The sequence below is a fragment of the Candidatus Aquiluna sp. UB-MaderosW2red genome, assembly GCF_900100865.1.
Classification (GTDB): Bacteria; Actinomycetota; Actinomycetes; order Actinomycetales; family Microbacteriaceae; genus Aquiluna.
Window position 1 is genome coordinate 631,635 of sequence record NZ_LT627734.1, and the last position, 15,158, is coordinate 646,792.

The 15,158-nt window shown below is 51.9% G+C and carries 13 protein-coding genes; 9 read left to right on the forward strand and 4 right to left on the reverse strand.

Annotated elements, in window-relative coordinates; all coding sequences use genetic code 11:
- Window positions 1–2 precede the first annotated feature (2 nt).
- Complete coding sequence (locus tag BLP47_RS03260) at window positions 3–230, reverse strand: hypothetical protein (protein ID WP_091850329.1); 228 nt, start codon at window positions 228–230, stop codon at window positions 3–5.
- Window positions 230–1,819, reverse strand: coding sequence for an acyl-CoA carboxylase subunit beta (locus tag BLP47_RS03265; RefSeq protein WP_091850331.1), 1,590 nt, complete (start codon window positions 1,817–1,819; stop codon window positions 230–232). The genes BLP47_RS03260 and BLP47_RS03265 overlap by 1 nt, the downstream gene beginning before the upstream one ends.
- A gap of 124 nt (window positions 1,820–1,943) precedes the next feature.
- Here BLP47_RS03265 and BLP47_RS03270 point away from each other — a divergent pair, with 124 nt between their 5' ends.
- The 5 genes from BLP47_RS03270 to BLP47_RS03290 all read left to right on the forward strand — a co-directional run bounded on the left by BLP47_RS03270 (window position 1,944) and on the right by BLP47_RS03290 (window position 7,882).
- Complete coding sequence (locus BLP47_RS03270; RefSeq protein WP_157671441.1) at window positions 1,944–2,699, forward strand: biotin--[acetyl-CoA-carboxylase] ligase; 756 nt, start codon at window positions 1,944–1,946, stop codon at window positions 2,697–2,699.
- 21 nt (window positions 2,700–2,720) lie between these two features.
- Window positions 2,721–3,848 (forward strand): 5-(carboxyamino)imidazole ribonucleotide synthase, encoded by a 1,128-nt coding sequence (locus tag BLP47_RS03275; RefSeq protein WP_091850335.1) that lies wholly within the window; start codon window positions 2,721–2,723, stop codon window positions 3,846–3,848.
- A gap of 26 nt (window positions 3,849–3,874) precedes the next feature.
- Window positions 3,875–4,366 carry a 5-(carboxyamino)imidazole ribonucleotide mutase gene (gene purE, locus BLP47_RS03280; RefSeq protein ID WP_091850337.1) on the forward strand — a complete coding sequence of 164 codons (492 nt, stop codon included), beginning with the start codon at window positions 3,875–3,877 and terminating at the stop codon, window positions 4,364–4,366.
- Window positions 4,367–4,447: 81 nt separating this feature from the next.
- Window positions 4,448–4,975 carry a hypothetical protein gene (locus BLP47_RS03285; RefSeq protein ID WP_091850340.1) on the forward strand — a complete coding sequence of 176 codons (528 nt, stop codon included), beginning with the start codon at window positions 4,448–4,450 and terminating at the stop codon, window positions 4,973–4,975.
- Window positions 4,976–7,882 (forward strand): LysM domain-containing protein, encoded by a 2,907-nt coding sequence (locus tag BLP47_RS03290; RefSeq protein WP_091850342.1) that lies wholly within the window; start codon window positions 4,976–4,978, stop codon window positions 7,880–7,882.
- Here BLP47_RS03290 and galE read toward each other — a convergent pair.
- Window positions 7,875–8,825 (reverse strand): UDP-glucose 4-epimerase GalE, encoded by a 951-nt coding sequence (gene galE / locus BLP47_RS03295; RefSeq protein ID WP_091850344.1) that lies wholly within the window; start codon window positions 8,823–8,825, stop codon window positions 7,875–7,877. The two genes, BLP47_RS03290 and galE, sit on opposite strands and share 8 nt — an antisense overlap.
- Before the next feature lie 125 nt (window positions 8,826–8,950).
- Here galE and BLP47_RS03300 point away from each other — a divergent pair, with 125 nt between their 5' ends.
- From BLP47_RS03300 to BLP47_RS03310, 3 genes are read left to right on the forward strand one after another with little or no spacing between them, the layout of a single operon-like run.
- The gene (locus BLP47_RS03300) at window positions 8,951–9,256 is read left to right on the forward strand and encodes a WhiB family transcriptional regulator (protein ID WP_091850346.1); all 306 of its coding nucleotides are present in this window, start codon (window positions 8,951–8,953) and stop codon (window positions 9,254–9,256) included.
- A 6-nt stretch (window positions 9,257–9,262) separates the two neighbouring features.
- On the forward strand, window positions 9,263–11,860 hold the full coding sequence (locus tag BLP47_RS03305; RefSeq protein ID WP_091850348.1) for a glycosyltransferase family 2 protein: 2,598 nt from the start codon (window positions 9,263–9,265) through the stop codon (window positions 11,858–11,860).
- Window positions 11,857–13,194, forward strand: coding sequence for a DUF5719 family protein (locus BLP47_RS03310; protein ID WP_091850350.1), 1,338 nt, complete (start codon window positions 11,857–11,859; stop codon window positions 13,192–13,194). Before BLP47_RS03305 ends, BLP47_RS03310 begins: the two co-directional genes overlap by 4 nt.
- Here BLP47_RS03310 and BLP47_RS03315 read toward each other — a convergent pair.
- On the reverse strand, window positions 13,191–13,529 hold the full coding sequence (locus BLP47_RS03315; protein WP_157671443.1) for a metallopeptidase family protein: 339 nt from the start codon (window positions 13,527–13,529) through the stop codon (window positions 13,191–13,193). The genes BLP47_RS03310 and BLP47_RS03315 overlap by 4 nt on opposite strands.
- Window positions 13,530–13,633: 104 nt before the next feature.
- Here BLP47_RS03315 and BLP47_RS03320 point away from each other — a divergent pair, with 104 nt between their 5' ends.
- On the forward strand, window positions 13,634–15,046 hold the full coding sequence (locus tag BLP47_RS03320; protein ID WP_091850354.1) for a phosphomannomutase/phosphoglucomutase: 1,413 nt from the start codon (window positions 13,634–13,636) through the stop codon (window positions 15,044–15,046).
- Window positions 15,047–15,158: the final 112 nt, after the last annotated feature.

Consider the following 15,158-nt stretch of genomic DNA (forward strand, 5'->3'; position numbering starts at 1 on the left):
CACTAGTCGCTGGATCTTGGAGAATAGCTCCAGCTCGGGTGCAAAGAACTTCTTAGCATCGCGGGGTTTTTGTGCCAGGTAGTTTTTGGTTTCCCCAGCGCTATGCGTCCCAGGCGGCGCGATTCTTGAATCGCGGCGGTAACAACCGCTAGCGCGGCGGCTTGTTCGAATTCATCCGCTGGCGACACACTCAGTAGCTCGGTAATCTCGTGGGCCTTGAATTGCTGCATTAGAGAGGAATGTTTCCGTGCTTTTTGGCCGGCAGGTTAGCTCGCTTAGTTTTTAGCGCTCGCAGCGAGCGAATAATGGCAGTTCTTGTTGCAGCCGGCTCAATGATGCCATCGAGCTCGCCCCGTTCGGCGGCCAAAAATGGTGAGGCAACGTTGTAGGTGTATTCCTTGGCAAGCCGGTCTCGAACTCTGGCAACATCCTCGCCGTTGGCCTCGGCCTCTTTAATTTTGTCGCGGTAAAGAATGTTGATCGCACCTTGGCCTCCCATGACTGCAATCTCTGCAGTGGGCCAGGCCAGGTTGATATCGGCCCCGAGTTGCTTGGAGCCCATGACTATGTAGGCTCCGCCATAGGCCTTGCGTGTGATCACCGTTATGAGCGGCACCGTGGCCTCGGCGTAGGCATAGAGCAACTTAGCCCCGCGGCGAATCACTCCGGCCCACTCTTGATCGGTGCCGGGTAGGTAGCCGGGGACATCTACCAATGTGATGATCGGGATTGAGAATGCGTCACAAAACCTGACAAAGCGGGCGGCTTTCTCGCCGGCCGAGATGTTTAGAGTGCCAGCCATTTGCAGCGGCTGGTTTGCCACGATGCCAACTGACTGCCCGTCGATTCTGGCGAAACCAATCAAAATATTGGGAGCAAAAAGAGGCTGAATTTCTAGGAATTCGCCCTCGTCTACAAGCTCGGTGATGATTGCACGCATGTCGTAGGGCTGATTCGGGCTGTCGGGAATGATGTGGTTCAGCTTTTGATCATTCTCGGTGATTTCGAGCTCGCTCTCGGCCTGGTAGGTGACCGACTCGGAGAGGTTATTTTGCGGTAAAAAGCCAATCAGAGACTTCACGTAATCAATCGCATCAGTCTCATCTTCGGCCAGATAGTGTGCCACTCCAGAAGTTTCGTTGTGAGTCCTGGCTCCGCCAAGTTCCTCCATGCCAACATTTTCGCCGGTTACGGCCTTGATCACATCGGGTCCAGTTACGAACATATTGGAGGTTTTATCAACCATGATCACAAAGTCGGTGAGAGCGGGGGAGTAAACAGCACCTCCGGCAGCCGGACCCATGATGATCGAGATTTGTGGGATAACTCCCGAGGCCATGGTGTTAAGTTTGAAAATCTCACCGTACTTGCCCAGAGCCACAACACCCTCTTGGATGCGGGCTCCGCCCGAGTCCAAGATGCCGATGAGTGGCACGCCGGTTTTGATGGCCAGTTCCATCACTTTGATTATCTTGTTGCCAGCGGCCTCACCGAGAGAGCCGCCAAAGATCGTGAAGTCCTGAGAAAAGAGAGCTATTTGTCGGCCGTGAATTGTTGCAATTCCGGTAACAACCGAATCTCCATAGGGTCTTTTGGCATCCATGCCAAAAGAAGTGGAGCGGTGCCTGACGTATTCATCGAGTTCCACAAAAGAGCCGGGGTCGGTCAGCATTGCGATGCGCTCGCGGGCGGTGTTCTTGCCTTTGGAGTGCTGCTTTTCGATTGCGGCATCTCCGGAAGCGGTCACCGCCTCGTGGTAGCGCTTTTTGAGATCGGCTAGCTTGGATTTAGTTGTAGAAAGATCGGGGGTATCAGACACGGTAACTCCTCATCCGCCTACCCTATCGGGGTAGCTGCTGCCAAAGTTTGAGCATTGACCACAAGCAAATGCTTATTTCAATGTTTATTACCTACAAAATACCCTGCTGCGATATTGTTTGGTTGTGGAACTCAATAAATCGCAACAGTTGGTCAATTGGATGCGCTATTTACCGAGCACGGATTCGACGAATCTCGAGCTTGCTCGTGTGCAGCAAATTGAACCACTTCCAAACTTCTCAGCGCTGGTTGCTGGCTCGCAAACCGGGGGCCAAGGCCGGCTCGGCCGCTCCTGGGTTTCGGAGCCAGAAACTTCAATATCACTATCGCTTTTGCTGCGCTCTGGCGCGCAAATATCACAGCTTGGTTTTCTGACTTTGATGGCTGCTGTGAGCCTCGATGCGGCAATAAAGTCCTTTGATTCGAAAATTGCTTCGGGTGTTAAGTGGCCGAATGACGTGTTGGTGCTGGAAAAAAAAGTCAGCGGGATATTGGCCCAGATTCAACCCGATGGATCATTAATACTCGGGGTTGGGATAAATCTAAAAAAACAACTTGGAGCGCCAGATACGTCTATTTCTCTAGAAGAGCTGGGAATATCCGCAAACTTTGATGAGGTGCTGGCGGCTTTTCTCGCTCAGTTTCGGGTGCGCTATGCCATTTTTGTTCAGTCGCCTCAGCTCGCGATTCTAAAAACCCGCAATGAGCTACTGGAGGTTTGTCTGAGTCTTGGCCAAAGGGTGCGGGCACAAATGCCCAATGGCCAAGAAATACTCGGCCGAGCAATCGACATCGATGAGTTGGGTCAATTAGTTCTTGAATCCGATGAAGGTATTGCAATTTCAGTGGCTGCCGCCGACGTCTGGCATCTGCGAAACTAGAGCGAGAAAAAAGGGGTTCAGATGCCAGTTGTTGGAGTAATAGGCGGCGGCCAGCTCGCTCGCATGATGCACCCGGCAGCAATTGCTCTCGGGGTGGAGCTAAGAGTGTTTTCGGAAGAAAGCGATTCGCCTGCAAAAAGTGCCACCACCGAAATAGGTGACTATCTAGATTTTGATCGACTGAAAGATTTTTGCCAGGGTTTGGATGCTCTGACCTTTGATCACGAACACGTGCCAACCGCATTATTAGAGAGACTAGAAGAACTCGGGGTAAAAGTTAGGCCGGGCTCCAGGGCTTTGATTCACGCTCAAAATAAGTTGGTGATGCGCGAGCGGCTAACCGAGCTCGGTTTGCCGATGCCGCACTGGGCGAGTGTCACTAGCGCAGCCGATTTGGAAAGCTTTATCTCAGATTTTGGCCCAGAAATTATTGTGAAAACTCCGATTGGGGGTTATGACGGCAAGGGGGTCCGAGTTGTTGAGTCCGTAGACCAGGTGTCTGATTGGCTGGAAAACATCGCGCAATTCGGTGGGGTGCTGCTAGCAGAAGAAAAAGTTGAATTTATTGCTGAGGTTGCCCAGTTGAGTGCCAGAAACCCCTCGGGAGAATTCCGCGCTTGGCCTCTGGTGCAGACAATTCAGGAGCATTCGGTCTGTTCGGTTGTCATTTGCCCAGCTCCCAAAGAATTCGATTCGATTCAGGCCGAAGAGATAGCTCGAATTGTGAGTCAGAGCCTCAGTGTCATTGGGGTACTGGCTGTGGAAATGTTTGTTGCAAAAGATGGCAGGTTATTGATTAACGAGCTGGCAATGCGGCCGCACAACTCGGGCCACTTTTCAATTGAGGGCAGCTTAACATCGCAATTTGAACAGCATCTTCGGTCTGTTCTAGATTTGCCACTGGGCGAAACTCATTCGCTTGCACCTCATGCTGTGATGGTGAATCTGCTCGGTGTAAATCAGACTAATAACTTTGTTGACCACTACCCAAGTGCAATGAAGGAGTTCCCAGAGGTGAAATTTCACAGTTACCAAAAGACTCCAAGATTGGGCCGCAAGATGGGCCACCTCACAGTTCTTGGTGAAAATGCCTCAGAAATTCAGCGACTTGGGCTTGCGGCTCGCGAAGTTTTATACCGAGCCGAGTAGTTTTTATTAGAGGCGAAAGGGTTGACATGTCAAAAGTCGCGATTGTGATGGGCTCAGATTCGGATTGGCGGATCTTAGAAGCAGCGCATCTTGAACTTAAGAGCTTTGGCATCGAGGTGGAGGTTGAGGTCCTAAGTGCCCATCGCACGCCAGAAACCATGCTGAACTGGGCCAAAAATGCTTCAGAGAATGGGTTCTCGATTGTGATTGCTGGAGCTGGCGGGGCGGCTCACCTGCCAGGGATGATTGCTTCTGCAACATCGCTGCCTGTTATTGGAGTTCCAGTGTCCCTGAGCCACCTAGACGGCATGGATTCGCTGCTGTCTATTGTTCAGATGCCAGCTGGTGTGCCGGTGGCTACGGTCTCGATAGACGGTGCTAAAAACGCAGCTCTGCTAGCGATTCGAATGCTCGGGGTGTCGGATTTGGTGATCCGAAGCAAAATGGATCAGTACCGCGAGGACCTGAAATTATCAGTTGAACAAAAAAATCGGAGCCTGAAAGCTCGCTTGAGCTAAGCCCCAAATATCCAAAACGCCCAAACCATCAGGGTTTTTTGAGAATCTAAACCTAAGGTTGAAGGTGGCAGGAGGTCAAGCATGCCTAGATTCGTTTTAATAGCGCTCTTAGCGGTAGGCACGCTTGCGCTATCCAGCTGCAGTATTTTCTACCCGAACGCCGGAGCCACCTCATTGCCTCAGGATGACGAAACCACGCAAACACAAAGCGCTGAGCCCACGGAATCTCCTGCGCCAAACCAAGAACCGGAACAGAGCGCTTCGGCTGAACCTAGCGCTTCAGCTGCCGAATCTCCTGCAATTATTCGCAAGGAGACTTCCGTAGAAATCATCATGGCGGTGCCGGAGCCGGACCTTGGGGTTCTGACTGTCGTAGCGCAGCTTCCGAGCCTGAGTGAATCGGGGGGCACTTGTACGTTGCGCCTGATTAGCGGCTCGGTAGAAAAGACGATGGAAGTAAAGGCCGAGCCCTCAAGCGATTACACCCAGTGTTTTCCAATCGAGCTGCCGCTAACCGGCCTGCCGAAGGGCACGGCAGTTGTGAGCGTCTCCTACAGTTCTGACTTCCACTTTGGAACCTCCAAAAATCAATCGGTGGTGATTCCCTAGGTGTTCAGAAGAGCTCTTGGATTATTCACTGCGTCCTTTATGGCGGCGGTTGGTTTAGTGGCCTTGCCGGTTTCGGCTCCAGTTTCGGTTGCCGCCCCAAACATCAGCGCATTTGACCCTGGTTTGATAATCAGCGACAGCGTATTTTTTGATTCAGATTCCATGACTCTGCCCCAGATCCAGGACTTTTTGGACAGTAGAGTGGCGAACTGCCGTGCAACCGATGCAGCCTTGAATTGTTTGAAGGATTATCTTTCGGAGATTCCGGAGACTCCGGCAACCGCCGCATCTCAGACTGGACCCTGCTCCGCGATTCCAGCCAAGACAAACGCGACAGCGGCTGAGATTATTTTCGCGATATCCAATGCTTGTGGAATTAGCCCCAAAGTTCTTTTGGTAACTCTTCAAAAGGAGCAGGGTCTGGTTTCTTCAACCAAACCGACTTCTTATATGTATCGAGCGGCCATGGGTTTTGGTTGCCCGGACTCCGATCCCGCAATTTGTGGCAAGGTTTTTGTCGGTTTATTCAACCAGTTATATCGAGCTGCCCGCCAGTTTGCTTGGTATGGCAATCCGGATGGCTCGTTCACATATTGGAAGCCAGGCCGCACAGTAGCGATGCGCTTTAATCCCAAGTCTTCTTGCGGCACAAAGTCATTCGAGCTTCGCAGTCAAGCTACCGCAAATCTTTATTACTACACCCCCTACACACCAAATGACGCCGCGATGAACAATCTTTACGGTCGCGGCGACTCCTGTTCGGCTTATGGAAACCGAAACTTCTGGCGCTTTTTCCACGATTGGTTTGGCTCGCCGATTGCCGGTGGTTACCTAATCAAGGCAGCCGGCAGTGACTCGTATTTGATTGTCGATGACAAAAAGTACCGAGTATCAGACTCAAGGTTGATCGCCGCGTTGCGGCCCTTGGGCCCATTGGGTGAGGTGTCTCAAGGTTATTTGGATAGCTTTACCACCGAGGGAGATGCCACCCAGATCATAAAACTCAAGGACACCGGTGCACTTCATTTACTTGTGGATGGCATTCGCTACGCGGTTCCAAATTGCGAAATGGCGGCTCAGTTTGGTGTGGATTGCAATAGCGCCATTGAGCTCAGCTCGGCTCAGGTAAACATATTTGTCAATGGCGGCAATTTGACCCAATTGGTGCAAACCGCCAACGGAACCAAGTATTGGATAGAGAACGGACAGAGCCGGGTAGTGGTTGATGATCTTGCCCTGAGCTCGGTTGGGGCTTCGGGTATTAGCCCAACTCAGATGGTTATCGAGCAGGTGTCAAGCCTGGTTCCTGGAAGCGCGCTTGCTTCCGAGCTAGTGATGTTTAGTCTGACCGGAACCAAGGATAAGGTAATCGCTGCTGGTGGCAAGTCCTATCGATTTGTGGCAAGTCTGGTCCAAGATGTTGGTTTTTCCAAGTGGTTCCAAGAATCAAAAGTAACCCTCTCGGCCCAAGCAATTGCGGGGGGTGTCGAGCCAGATACGATTCGGGGTTTTGTTAAGGACTCCGGTAATAATGCCTTTGTGCTTACCGAAAACGGCAAATTGCCAGTGGCTGATCCGTCCAACTGGACCCAGAGCATCGTGTCCTTGCCGGATTCCTTGCTTGCTGCAATTCCAACCTCGCAGGGCACGCTGGCTTCGCCAGCGATGATTAGCTCTAAGGGAAACCGGCTTTCTTATTTTATTCAATCCGGTGAGCGTCGCATCTCGGGCACTACAGAGGTCACCAATAGATTTTTGAACCTACTGAATCAGCCTTCCATAATCGAGGTTCCGCGCTCCGCCATCAACACTGTTCCCAATGTTGGAACAGCGATTGCACCTGGCTCGGTAGTGCGAGCAACCGGCACCACACAGCTGTTTTTAGTCGATGACCTGAATCGCAAAATACCGTTGCGAAACTCAGCCCAAGCGATCAGCACAATCGGAACCAAGACGCTTGACTTCACTAAGGCAGTAATTGCAGGGCTTGAGACCAGAGCGAAGCTTGATACTTTTAAAGTCCAGTGTGACGGCAGTACCTTTTTGCTTGATCGAGGTGTGCTGTATCCAATTTCCGCGGCCAGCGCGCAGCAATTCCCTGGAACCCCATACCCATTGGCACTATCAACCTGTGCTGCAATGAAACTCTCTGAAAGAGCGGTTGGGCAGTTCATTAGAGACAATAGGGGAGTCCTCTTTTTGATTGAGGATGGTAAGAAATCGAAAATTTCTGGCTGGGCACACTTTGCAAAGCTTCGTGGGGACGGGCCAGGGTATGTTGCAGCAACCAATTTCTTTGCGGCTCTAATTCCTACTTCTGGCAGGGCCCCGGCCACTGTCCAGCTGGCGTCTTTTGAGAACCTGCCAACCGGCGGCTTTGATGAATTTGGTTTCGCGGGATCTATCCCCGAGGTAGTAAACCCAACACCAAGTCCAACACCGAGTCCAACACCGAGTCCAACACCGAGTCCAACACCCACTCCAAAACCAACCCCAGTCCCGTCACCAACGCCTTCCTCGACTCAGGCACCAGTTGAGCCTGCTGAGACAGCCGAGTTCGTTGAATACAAAGTTCTGTCGGGGGACACGCTTAGCGGAATCGGCGCAAAGTTTGGCGTTTCAGCCTCGACTATTCAAAGCTTCAATTCGATTTCCAATCCTCGCTTGATTCAGATTGGGCAAATTCTAAAGATACCGACCGCTGCTGGAACCTCAAGCGCTGCTCAACAAGTTGCCAGCCCCGAACCGGTTGTCGAAATTGAGCGCACCTATCAGGTGCAATCTGGTGATTCGCTTTGGGGAATCGCTCGCAAGTTTTCTGTAAGTTCAACAAAACTTGCGGAGGCGAACGGCATAAATAACCCGAACTTCATTCGGGTCGGGCAAACCCTAATTATTCCTAACTAGCGTCCCAGGCCGACTGCACAATCTGCTTGAGGTTGTGTGTTGCCTCAAATCCCATCACTTCTCGAATCCGGTCTACATTGGCCACTAGCTTCGGTGGATCTCCAGCCCGGCGCGGTTCAACAACCTCTTTAAAATCAGTTCCCGAGGCAATTTTTAGCTCTTTAAGCACCTCGAATACCGAGGCACCGACTCCGGTTCCAACATTGAAGGTGTCAAAAGGTCTTTCATCAAGGCTCAGGTAGTCCACTGCTGAGATGTGAGCTTGGGCAAGATCCAAGACGTGAACATAGTCTCTGACGCAACTGCCGTCATCGGTTGGGTAGTCAGAACCGAAGACTTTGGGCGCATTGCCCAATTTGAGAGCTTGAATGGCGATCGGAATCAGATTCAGCGGTGCGCTGTCTCCAAGGTCCTTAAAGCCCGCTCCGGCGACATTGAAATACCTTAGGTTCACTCCGCGCAGACCCCAAACCTTGGCATTTTTCACCATCCATTCGCCAACCAGCTTGGTTTCACCGTATGGGTTTATCGGTTTGGCGGGGTAATCCTCGGTAACGGAGTCCACATCCGGCATGCCGTAGGTGGCTGCTGAGGAGGAGAAAACAAGTTTCTTGAGGCCAGACTCACGCATGGCTAATAAAAGCGCCCCTAGGCCGCCGAGATTATCCAAGTAATAGCGCTCTGGCAACTGAACCGATTCCCCGACTTGCTTTCTAGCAGCCAGGTGAATCACGGCGTCGAAACGCTCTTCATTCATTATCTTGACAAGCCTTGTAGTGGCATCTGGAGTTGCCAAATCGAGATTAATCAGCTTGCAATTCAAGCGTGATTCGACCCCGGTGGACAGGTTGTCTACAACCACGCATTCGTGACCCATTTGGGTGGCAACGCGAACCACGTGGGAACCGATGTATCCCGCACCGCCGGTTATAAGAAGTTTCATGTCTCAAGGCTATCGTGAAGGTTTATTCACAAATTGTGCCAAATTGATAAACCCCAACTTGACAAGGGCATACTTACACCGTTGTAATTACATCATTGAGATTTACCAGAAGGTGGGAATAAGGCATGGAACAACGAAGTCAGGTGCCGACTAATTGGTTTGTGGATGTCCTCAAGCTTGGGGTTGCGGGGGCAAATTCAGACTCGGGCTCGGATCCACTTTCTTGGCAGGGCGATGCGCTTTGCTCGCAAACCGATCCAGAGGCCTTCTTTCCTGAAAAGGGCGGATCCACAAGGGACGCCAAGCGGATATGTGGTCAGTGCAATGTGAAGTCCGAGTGCCTCGAGTATGCGCTCAAAAATGACGAGCGCTTTGGCATTTGGGGCGGGCTTTCCGAGCGCGAGCGTCGTCGACTGCGCAAGCGCGCCTAGTTAGTCGTGGCTGCGCTTTCAGTAGCGGCCATTGTCGTCTCGCACGAACGGGCCGATTACTTATTAGAAACCCTGAGTCAGCTCAGTAAACAGACCCACTTCATAGAGCAGGTGGTCGTTGTTGAGACCAGCTCAGACCAGACTTCCCTGGATGTTGTAACTAAGTTCGATTATTCGGTGATTACACCAGGAGATCTCAGGCTCGGAGCCGCTATTGAGTCGGGTATTGCGGCACTTGCACAAAAGCCCGGCTGGATATGGGTGCTTCACGAAGACTCCGCCCCAGATGAAAATGCTTTAGCGCAACTTGCCAAGGCCGCTGAGATATCGCCCTCGGTAGCGGTCATCGGACCAAAACTTCTGAATTGGGAAAACCCAATTGAAATTCAACAAATGGGCCTCACTCTGACTTGGACCGGCAGGCCTTTTTTGCTAGTGCAAAAAGAATACGACCAGGGTCAACACGATGCGGCTGGCGACACCTTAGCCGTCTCCACGGCCGGAATGCTTGTGTCGCTGTCGGCTTGGGAGAAACTGGGCGGCCTTAATGATAAGACTCCGGTCTTTGCCCAAGATTTAGAATTCGGCGGCAAGGCGCGGGCTGCTGGTTTTCGGGTAATTGTCGAGGCCCGCGCTCGAGTTCGCCACGCGGGCCTCTCAATGAGCTCTGGGCGCTCCAGGAAGTGGCTGGGGGGTACTTGGGCTCAGGGCATCTCCAAGGCTCACATCCACATGGCCACTTTGACATTCCCCGCTCTTTCAGCATTAGCGCTTTACCTTCTAATGCCCATCATCGCTTTGATCTCAATACCTAAACACCTTCTTTCAAAGCGTCCTGGAAGAATTCTTGGCCAACTCTCGGGCTGGTTTTGGGCCTGGGGGACAGCGCCCAAGCGCTTTGCGGCAAGAGCCGAGTTTCGCAAACTGGGAAGCCCCAAGCCACTGCGCTCTTTATACGCCACGCGAGCCCAGCAAAAAAGGCGAAGAGCCCAAAAGCTTCAAGAAGAGCCTCTGGGAGATCCAAGGGCAATCCGAGCCACTATTTTTTCTAGCAACTCAATCTGGCTTGCGCTGATCCCAATACTGGCAAGCTTCAAGATATTTCCAGTCGGCGCAATTGTGAGCGACAACTTGGCACCGCCTGGCTCGAGCGCCCTGTCGGTATTTGAAGCAACGGGGATAAGCCAGCTGCCCTTCCTTTTTGGAGTCGCGCTGCCAAGCGATCCGTTTAATTGGTACTTGTCCCTAATTTCTTGGATTTGGCCCAGCAATCCGTCTGTGGCATTGGCAATTGTCATTTTTATTTCCCCGGCTTTTAGCTTCCTGGGCCTCTGGCTCCTCTCGAGCATCTTTATTTCTAAAATCTGGGTCAGAAACCTGATTGCGCTTGGTTTTAGCCTGAGTCCATTTGCTCTCGGCTTGGCGCTGGAAGGGCAGATTGTTGAATTGACAGCCTTGAATTCAGCGATTTGGGCCGCGTTCTTCTTGATCCGTAGTTCGATGGCCATTAATTCAGCCAGAAGTTGGCGCTGGGTGGGGCTAGCAGGTTTGGCACTGGCCGTCACCGCAGTTTCTTCACCGCTACTATTTGGTCTGCTGGCCTTATTGATAGCTGGCCTGGGGATCCGGTTCTGGCGGAAATCCGCATTTATGATTTGGGCATTACTGCCGGGGATCGCCCTAATTTTGCCATGGGCTTTGGTGACAGGTAAAAGTGGTTGGCTATTTTTCACAACCAGCACGGCCGCCGCTTTACCAATGAGTCAAGACTTTGCATACCTGATGATTGCCTTTTTAGCACTTGGTGCTGGCTCACTTTTGGTTGCCAGGCTCAGTATTGCAATTCCTATTTTTGGTTTTGCAATACTGAGTTTTGCTGGGGGTTGGCTCCAGCCAGCGTCATCCGGAGTGGCCCTTATGGGGTTCTCGGCACTTTGTCTAAGCGTGGCTACCGGCCTCTTATTGGAGAACCTAACTGGCAGAGCTCTGACAAGCGTTATTGCCGGCGCCACACTGATTGGAAGTATCGGCTCGGCAGCTCTTTTGGTGAATGCCAGCTCCGGCTTTGAGGTAAAGGATTCGAGGCAGCTGCCGGCACTTGTGGTAGCTGCCGCCGAGCAATCTGATTCGGTTCGAACTTTGGTGCTGAGTTTCGAAAAAGGCGCAGTGGCCGAGCTGGTCTGGGGGGATGGTCGCTCTCTTGAAGAGCGCAGCGTGCTGATGGATTTTCTAAGGCCAGAGGATCAAAGACTGCAACCCACCATCGCCGAGCTCACGGCGAGGCTGGTTGCGGGCAATGCCAATGGTGTTAGTGGGTTAGTCGAGGCCGCCGGCATTAATTTTGTGTTATTGGCAGATGCGGAATCAGTCGAACTTGCGGCGGTCGCGGCGGGTATCAATGCCATTCCAAGTTTTCAGCCGGCTGGCAACACACCCTTCGGGTCACTTTGGAGCACCGGGGTCGAATTGAGCACCGCCAAAGTTACTGAACCCAACAATCAAAGAAATCTCCAGCTCGGTCTAATTGCGGCTTTTGTGTTATTGGCCATCCCAACCAGGGCATCTGTGATCGGATCCAAAAAAACTAAGAGGAGCGTTTCGTGAAGCTCGCGATGAGAATTTTACTAGTTCTGGTCTTCCCAGCCCTGATGGTCACAACCTGGTTATTTGTGCCGCAGTTTTTGGAGGGTGTCCAAGTTGAGAAGTCCGAGACGAGCTCCGAGTTAGTCTCGGTAGAGCCGCTCCCGCTAAAAATATATTGCCCGGGTCCCTTGGTTGAAGTCGGCGGGGAGCAGGGCACCGAGCTTGGGAGCCTAGAGCTAATTGGTAAGGCTCAAATTTTTAGACATAGCTCCAATGCTGACTTACTTCAGAGCCTCGAGGCTGAGGTCATAAATGGCGGCAGTATTGAGTCCGCTGGCTTCGAGCAATCCACCGGGCTATTAGCTGCCAATCAGGTTCAGTCAATTTCAAGAGCTCGAGCCATCGGTCTGGCTGCCACGAATTGCCCCCAGCCCCAAAGCTCTGGTTGGTTTGTCACCGGGGTGTCTGGTTCTGGCAATGAGTCGGTTCTACTTTTAGCAAATCCAAATCAAACTGAGGCTCAAGTGAATTTGGAGTTCCAGCTTCCAGAGCGAGTTTTGGAGCATCGAGTGACTCTAGCGGCCAATGAAAGTGCCGTGCTGTCTTTGGCAGCTTTTAGCGACGCTGCTCCTAATTACGCCATCAGGTATTACACCGATGGCCCGAAGGTTTCTCTGGCGCTTCAAAATCGCTCGGCTCGGGGTCTCACGGCCACAGGCATCGAACTTCAATCGCCACTGGCAGAGCTATCCAGCAAATATGTCATCACCGGTCTTTCCACCTATGCGGTTGGCTTTGAATCGCCAACACTAATAATTGCTAATCCAGCAGCTGCCGAGCTCAGGGTGTTGGTAACTGCGGTTGGCGAGGGCGTGGCTGGATTGGAGACCACAGTTGTGGTTCCCGGCGGTGCAGTTGTCAGCACATCCTTGAACCTGCCACAGGGATCCTTCACGCTGTTCTTGGATTCCAGTACTGAGTTCTTGGCCGCGGTTAGAAACACCGCTTTGGAGCCGGTGCTGGACTTTGCTTGGGCGACCCCGGCGCAAAAGTTCAGTGGGCTTTTGGTGTTGCCGGTGCCAAGTTTTGAAAGCAGGCTGTTCTTAGCCAACGATCAGGGTCAGGTCGTCTCAGTCACAGTCGAATCGGTATCGGGGGGAAATTCTGAGTATCAAACGGTGGCCGTGCCGGCTAATTCGGGTGTGAGTTTAAAGGTTTCCGCCGAGACCATCCGGCTCCAGTCAGGAGGAGACTTCTATGCCGCCCTGGAGCTTTTGGACACCGTTGGTTACGCAATCATCGAGCCTAGGGAGAATAGAAATCTAGGTGCGGAGCTAATCATCGAGGTTCGCTAGTGCTCGGGGTGGATCAACTCCCAGGGATCTTTGTCAATGAGCTCTGCCGCTGCACTCACTACCGCATGCTCGATTTCCATTCTCGGATCCGGCATTTTATGTTTGCCAAATCTCTCGATTGGGATTCTGTAAAGCACGATGCTCATGGAGCCCTTATTAGATTGGTAACGCCTAACCCCTTCGCCCTCACGAATTAGTGGAACATCTTCGATGCGCCAGCTGAGTTCGGATAGTTCTTCTGGAAAACTTTGGGTGAGGTATTCGCAAGTGTCAATCACGACCTGCTCGAAAAAGCCCGAGCGGGCGATACCGTGGCTAAATAATTTGGTTGGCAAAGGCCTCCTCAGACCGCGCCCGTGGCGGTCTCGGTGATTGATTCGCCTTTGCCCCATGGGGTCATTGTATTCTTTGAAAGTCAAAGACCAAGGAGCAAGTCAATTTGATCAACTTCAGCGAATTTGTAAAGACCTACGATGTTCGCGGGCTGGTGGGGGTTCAGCTGACTGACGAAATTATCGAATGCTTCGGCGCGGGCTTTGTTGATGAACTAGAGCTTTACGGCAAAGAGTTAGTCATTGGTCATGACATGCGGGACTCCTCGAGTGGATTCGCCCAGAGCTTTGCAAAGGGTGCAATGGCTAGGGGTGCGAACCCGGTCTTGATTGGGCTGTGTTCAACGGACATGACCTACTACGCCTCTGGAGCCATGGGGCTGGCTGCGGTGATGTTCACAGCAAGTCATAACCCGGCCAGCTATAACGGCATGAAGTTTTCACGCGCTTTGGCCAGGGGCATCAGTTTGGATACCGGGTTGGCGGAGATTTCCCAAAGAGCGCAGGATTTTCTTGCGCATGGGATATCGGCGGTTTCCCCAGTTGGCTCAATGCGGGGACTCGATGTAATCAGCGAATACGCGAAATTCCTTCGCGAGCTAGTGGATCTATCTGGCATGCGTCCTTTAAAGATTGTGGTGGATGCGGCAAATGGAATGGGTGGACTCACGGTGCCGGCGGTTTTATCAGATGGCGCGGGACTAAGCCCTTTACCCATAGAGGTGGTGGAGCTTTATTTTGAACTTGATGGCAGTTTCCCAAATCACGAAGCGAATCCGCTTGATCCAAAAAACCTAGTTGATCTTCAAAGGGCGGTAGTTGAGCACGGTGCTGATTTGGGTTTGGCATTTGATGGCGACGCAGATCGCTGTTTTGCGGTGGACGAATTAGGGGGACTTGTGAGCCCCTCGGCGCTCGCAGCAATAGTTTCAAAACGGGAGATTCGCCGCGTGAAGGAGCAGGGAGAAAAAGAGATAACGGTGTTGCATAATCTTTTGACCTCCAAGTTCGTGGCCGAAGTGATTTCAAAAGAGGGCGCCACACCAATCCGAACCAAAGTTGGCCACTCGCTAATAAAAGATCAAATGGCTCTAACCAATGCGGTGTTTGGCGGCGAGCATTCGGCGCATTATTACTTTCGCGATTTTTTCGGTGCGGATAACGGCATGCTGGCCGCGCTTCACCTGATCAGTGAGCTAGCGAGCAATAAACTCGAAATGTCAGAGCTCGCAAAAAGTTATACCCCCTATTTTTCTTCAGGGGAGATCAACTCAACAGTCACTGATATCCCCTCTGCTCTTGATCGCGTGCTGAGAATTTTCCCCGAGGCCAGCATTGATAAATTTGACGGCGTCACCATTAGCGTCTCGGGAGAAAGCTGGTTCTGGCTCAATGTGCGTTCTTCAAATACTGAACCGTTATTGAGGCTGAACGTGGAGTCAAACCAAGAGGTCTTGATGATTCAAATTCGAGATTTGGTGCTGGCTGCGATTCGAGAAAATCAAAGCATCCCAACCTAAACTTATGAGATTTTTGGGTTCGCGCGATTGCAGCTAGCTGGGGATGGGTTTCATTAACTGTTTTCACAAGCTGGCAAGCAGGATACATTTGAGTAACGGAAAATAATCCACG